2 tRNA genes and 1 rRNA gene are annotated in these 946 nt (G+C 43.7%); all 3 read left to right on the top strand.

Features of this window, described 5'->3' with window-relative positions:
* A 16S ribosomal RNA gene (locus J500_RS16805) occupies positions 1-338 on the top strand; the annotation flags it as partial.
* 169 nt (positions 339-507) lie between these two features.
* Positions 508-584, top strand: a tRNA-Ile gene (locus tag J500_RS16800).
* 55 nt (positions 585-639) lie between these two features.
* Positions 640-715 (top strand) — tRNA-Ala (locus tag J500_RS16795).
* Positions 716-946: the final 231 nt, after the last annotated feature.

Below are 946 nucleotides of genomic sequence, written 5' to 3'. Positions count from 1 at the left end.
TGGCCCTTACGACCAGGGCTACACACGTGCTACAATGGTCGGTACAAAGGGTTGCTACCTAGCGATAGGGTGCTAATCTCAAAAAGCCGATCGTAGTCCGGATTGGAGTCTGCAACTCGACTCCATGAAGTCGGAATCGCTAGTAATCGCGGATCAGAATGCCGCGGTGAATACGTTCCCGGGCCTTGTACACACCGCCCGTCACACCATGGGAGTTTGTTGCACCAGAAGTGGATAGTCTAACTGCAAAGAGGACGTTCACCACGGTGTGGCCGATGACTGGGGTGAAGTCGTAACAAGGTAGCCGTAGGGGAACCTGCGGCTGGATTACCTCCTTAACGAAAAGATTGGTTGATTGGTAAGAATCCACAACAAGTTGTTCTTCTGGTATCTGAATGAAAAAGATTTAGAGAGAAGCTTTTAAAAAAAGAGCGAGAATCAAACACTACGCACAGCGAAGCTGTTTGTCTTGCGAAACTTTTAAAGCGGTGCTTTAAAACTTTCTCAGGGTCTGTAGCTCAGTTGGTTAGAGCACACGCTTGATAAGCGTGGGGTCACAAGTTCAAGTCTTGTCAGACCCACCATTCTGACGAATAGATTAATGAGTACAGAGTTAAAGATACGTAAATGATATAAGCTGGGGACTTAGCTTAGTTGGTAGAGCGCCTGCTTTGCACGCAGGAGGTCAGGAGTTCGACTCTCCTAGTCTCCACCACGTACTTAAGAGAGTACGGGCTAGAGTAAATTATAGAGCTTAATAAATATAATGATTTATTAAGCTCTGTGATTAATCACAGTTTAATGTAGCTGACGAGGTTACATTAATTCATTAACAGATTGAGAATTGAGTCTGAAATAAATTGTTCACTCAATAACAAAGAGAGAAGAAGTCATTCTGATCTTAGAGTTAATTGAGAACTAGCAAATTAACTGAATCAAGCGTTTT

The organism is Acinetobacter sp. 479375 (assembly GCF_000581715.1).
Taxonomy (GTDB): domain Bacteria; phylum Pseudomonadota; class Gammaproteobacteria; order Pseudomonadales; family Moraxellaceae; genus Acinetobacter; species Acinetobacter ursingii.
The sequence above is the reverse complement of the archived record's forward strand: the minus strand, read 5'-3'. Positions and strand labels throughout refer to the sequence as shown.